Origin of the sequence: Mesorhizobium sp. M2A.F.Ca.ET.037.01.1.1 (assembly GCF_003998075.1) — a bacterium.
Classification (GTDB): Bacteria; Pseudomonadota; Alphaproteobacteria; order Rhizobiales; family Rhizobiaceae; genus Mesorhizobium.
On record NZ_RZSA01000692.1, the window covers coordinates 1 to 3,688 of the forward strand.

A 3,688-nucleotide genomic window follows, 5' to 3' on the forward strand; every position below is an offset into this window, starting at 1 on the left:
CCTTTCACGGTATTCATTTCGCTGACGGCGGGTTTCGGCTCGGGCTTCGTCTCGCTTCAGGAGGGCGCCGCCATCATTCCGTTGTCTATCGCGGCGCCACTGCAGTTGCTGGCCTTGTGGCTGGTGATCTGGGGCAAGATGTCGCTCGGCCGGTCCTTCGCCATCCTGCCCGCCAATCGCGGCGTCGTCACCGGCGGGGGCCTACCGCTACGTGCGGCAGCTGACGGAAGAATATCGCCACTATCTCGGGCGGGTTCGCTACAGGCTCTGTCCCGGCATTTTCTGAGATCACGCCGCCCGCCCGCTGGCACGTTCCTTGAATTCCGGGCCACTCTCACCATTTGAGAATGGGGCAGGCATCCTTATGCGGATGCGGCGATCGAGGAACGGACATGAACGCACGCGTTTTGGATGGTGAGATCATTACGACCAGGTTCGAGGACACCCGCGCCTATCGCGGGGTGCGGACAAGGCGGATCTTTGCCTTCCTGCTCGACTATTTCTTCGTCGCGCTGCTGACCATTCCCTTTGCCATACTGGTGGCCATTCTCGGGCTTTTGACCTTCGGCCTCGGCTGGGCGCTGTTTTCGGTGCTGGTGCCGATGGTCGCCATCCTCTACATCTGGAATACCTTGGGCAGCCGCGACCAAGCGACAACCGGCATGAAGATCATGGGCATCCGCCTGGAGAAGCTCGACGGCAGCCGTATCGACGGCATGACGGCGGTGGTGCATTCCGTTCTGTTCTGGGCTGCCAACGTCATCGTGACGCCGCTGGTGCTGCTGGTCACGCTGTTTTCCGACCGCAAGCGCACGCTGCACGACCTTTTGCTCGGCACCGTGGTCACCCGCACCGACATCTGACGGTGTCCAGGGTCGCGTCCATCGAACCGCCGCGCCGCCTGTGCCCAAATATGAACAGGCTTGGGCCGCCGCGCCCGCACAATCCTGTTGAATTTTTCGCCGGCCGGGCCAAAGGTAGGGCGATTCGCAGGAGCGTTTCCAAGATTAGATGACGCAGCATCCGACACAGTCGCCGCAGTTCTTCCTGACCGCGCCGTCGCCGTGTCCCTACCTGGAGGGACAGTTCGAGCGCAAGGTGTTCACGCACCTTGTCGGCGACAAGGCGCCGGAGATGAACGACCTGCTGACGCAAGGCGGCTTCCGGCGCTCGCAGAACATCGCCTACCGTCCGGCTTGCGAGTCCTGTCGCGCCTGCGTGTCGGTGCGCATCCTGGCGCAGGAATTCGATCCCAGCCGCAACATGCGCCGCGTCATCCAGCACAATGCCGATCTCGTCGGCGCCATGCATGACGCGCAGCCCTCGACCGAGCAATACTCTCTCTTCCGCAGCTATCTCGACGCCCGCCATCGCCGTGGCGGCATGTCGGACATGACCGTGCTCGACTATGCGATGATGGTGGAGGACACGCATGTCGACACCAAGATCATCGAATACCGGCGTCGTGGTCCTGATACCTTCATAACCGGCAAAGGCCAGGGCGAACTGATCGCCGTGGCGCTCACCGACAAGATGGCCGACGGCCTGTCGATGGTCTATTCCTACTTCAATCCCGACCTCGAGGACCGTTCGCTCGGCACCTTCATGATCCTCGACCACATCGCCCGTGCCAAGGCGATGGGCTTGCCCCACGTCTATCTCGGCTACTGGGTCAACGGCTCGCGCAAGATGAACTATAAGATGCGATTCATGCCGCAGGAGCATCTCGGCCCGAAGGGCTGGGAACGCTACGACCACGAAGCGGTCAGTCGCTGAGCCGCCCAACGCTTCACCCTTAAACTGTTTCAAGGAGGAGGACGCTGGTCTTTCGGCCGGCAGGCTGGAACGACCGCGTCACGGCCGCTTTGCGTCCCCTCAAGTTGCTTGCGAGATTGCCCGCATGCCCACCCATACCGACCACCAAAAAGGTCTGCTGATCACCGCCATCGGTGGCCTCACGCTGACCGTCGACATACCGCTGATCCGGCTTGCCGACGGCGCACCCTGGACGATCATGCTGCTGCGAACCGGCACCACCTTGCTGGCGGGGCTGGTGATGTGGGCGATCTGGAGGTCGCTGGACAGGAACGCGCCGAAGCTCATCCCGGGCTGGTCGGGGCTCGCCGTTGCTGTCTGCTACGGTTTGACCGGCATAAGCTTCGTCACGGCCGTCTATCATACATCGACCGCCGACCTTGTCTTCATCCTGGCCTTCAACACCGTTTTCGCGGCGCTGCTGTCGTGGCTCTTCCTCAAGGAACGACCGCGGATTGCGACCGTAATCGCCATGTTGGCGATGATAATCGGCGTGCTGATCATTGTCGGCGGCTCGGTCGGAACCGGGCATCTGTTCGGCGATTTCATGGCGCTTTGCTCGGCCTTCTTCGTTGCGCTCGCCATCACCATCTCGCGCGCCAGCGGCAAGGACATGGGCTTCACCGGGCTGGTCGGCGTCATCCTGCCGCTGGCGCTCGCCGCCTTCATGGTTTCGGGCGAAGGATTCCACGTGAACGCGCCGTGGTGGATCATCTTCAACGGCGCCGTGATCATGCCGATCTCGTTTTTCTGCCTGGCCAATGGGCCGAAATACATTTCGGGGCCGGAGGTGGCGATGTTCTATCTTCTGGAGACCGTGCTGGCGCCGATCTGGGTCTGGCTGATCTTCGCCGAGGCTCCCACGCGCAACAGCCTGATCGGCGGCACGATCCTGATCGTGACGCTGGTGGCGCATTCGCTGTGGCAATTGCATGAGGGCCGCAAGAGGCGGGCGGCGCTTGCCGTGGTTCACCCGGCCTGAATCTTCCTTGGCTCGGCCGCCGCCTCGATCTGGGACGGCGCGCCGGTGTGATCGGCGACCGGGGGAATCTCGTCCATCAATTCCACCTCGCGCAGCCATTCGCGCCAGATGGCGACGAGCAGGGCCATCAGCACCGGGCCGATGAACAGGCCGAGGAAGCCCATCGTCTTGACGCCGCCGATCAGGCCGAAAAAGGTCGGCAGGAAAGGCAGCTTGATCGGCCCGCCTACCAGCTTGGGCCGCAGCGTCTTGTCGACGATGAAGAGCTCGACCGCGCCCCATGTGAACAGCGCAAGGCCGGCGAACAGCTTGCCGCTGGCCGCGAGGTAGATCGAAACCAGGGTGAAGGAGAGCGGCGCGCCGCCGGGGATCAGCGCCATGATGCCGGTGAGCGCGCCAAGTGTCACCGGCGACGGCACGCCGGCGAGCCAGTAGGCGATGCCCAGCACAAGGCCTTCGCCGATGGCGATGATGGTCATACCCGTCACGGTCGAGGAGATGGTCGCCGGCACGACGCGCGAGATGCGCTCCCAGCGCGTCGGCAGGATGCGCTCGCCCAAGCGATCGACCTGGGCCGCGAAAGACTCGCCGTCGCGATAGGCGAAGAACAGCGCGATCATCATGAACAGAAGCATCAGCAGCAGGCTGAACGCACTGCCGCCAGCAGCCAAAGCTCCGCGATAGATGTTTCCGATATTGGAGCCGCTGACCGCCTGGATCACTTCACCGATGCCACCGGGATGGCCAAGATAGGATGTCCACTGCCCGTTCAGCCACTCGCCGATGACCGGCATGGTGGCAATCCAGCCCGGCGTCACCGCGCCATGCCGGTTGGTCTCGATCGCCCAGGTGACCCACTCGCGCAGCTCGTTGATGGCGTAGGTGCCGGCC

The 3,688-nt window shown here is 63.2% G+C and carries 4 protein-coding genes and 1 pseudogene; 4 read left to right on the forward strand and 1 reads right to left on the reverse strand.

Going from position 1 to position 3,688, the window contains the following annotated elements:
• The 4 genes and pseudogenes from EOA27_RS27090 to EOA27_RS27105 form a co-directional block, all read left to right on the forward strand.
• Nucleotides 1-345 (forward strand): annotated as a pseudogene (locus EOA27_RS27090) (hypothetical protein); the annotation flags it as partial.
• Between the two features lie 47 nt (nt 346-392).
• Nucleotides 393-863 carry an RDD family protein gene (locus EOA27_RS27095; RefSeq protein ID WP_126082962.1) on the forward strand — a complete coding sequence of 157 codons (471 nt, stop codon included), beginning with the start codon at nt 393-395 and terminating at the stop codon, nt 861-863.
• 148 nt (nt 864-1,011) lie between these two features.
• Nucleotides 1,012-1,776 carry an arginyltransferase gene (locus EOA27_RS27100; RefSeq protein WP_042640082.1) on the forward strand — a complete coding sequence of 255 codons (765 nt, stop codon included), beginning with the start codon at nt 1,012-1,014 and terminating at the stop codon, nt 1,774-1,776.
• Nucleotides 1,777-1,900: 124 nt separating this feature from the next.
• Nucleotides 1,901-2,797 carry a DMT family transporter gene (locus EOA27_RS27105; RefSeq protein ID WP_126082963.1) on the forward strand — a complete coding sequence of 299 codons (897 nt, stop codon included), beginning with the start codon at nt 1,901-1,903 and terminating at the stop codon, nt 2,795-2,797.
• Here the strand turns inward: EOA27_RS27105 and EOA27_RS27110 are convergent.
• On the reverse strand, nt 2,785-3,688 hold a 904-nt coding region (locus EOA27_RS27110), incomplete at its 5' end, for an AI-2E family transporter (protein WP_145970557.1). The two genes, EOA27_RS27105 and EOA27_RS27110, sit on opposite strands and share 13 nt — an antisense overlap.